This window comes from Enterobacter sp. 50588862, assembly GCF_001462935.1.
Classification (GTDB): Bacteria; Pseudomonadota; Gammaproteobacteria; order Enterobacterales; family Enterobacteriaceae; genus Enterobacter; species Enterobacter bugandensis.
Genome location: NZ_LNHM01000011.1, coordinates 1 through 263 on the forward strand (window position 1 = coordinate 1; position 263 = coordinate 263).

General features: G+C 53.2%; 1 rRNA gene. It reads left to right on the forward strand.

Features of this window, described 5'->3' with window-relative positions:
- Positions 1–263, forward strand: a 23S ribosomal RNA gene (locus tag APT89_RS06100); the annotation flags it as partial.

Sequence of the window (263 nt, forward strand, 5' to 3'; positions counted from 1 at the left end):
TACTATAGCTTGACACTGAACACTGGTCCTTGATGTGTAGGATAGGTGGGAGGCTTTGAAGCGTGGACGCCAGTCTGCGTGGAGCCGTCCTTGAAATACCACCCTTTAATGGCTGGTGTTCTAACGTGGACCCGTAATCCGGGTTGCGGACAGTGTCTGGTGGGTAGTTTGACTGGGGCGGTCTCCTCCCAAAGAGTAACGGAGGAGCACGAAGGTTAGCTAATCCTGGTCGGACATCAGGAGGTTAGTGCAATGGCATAAGC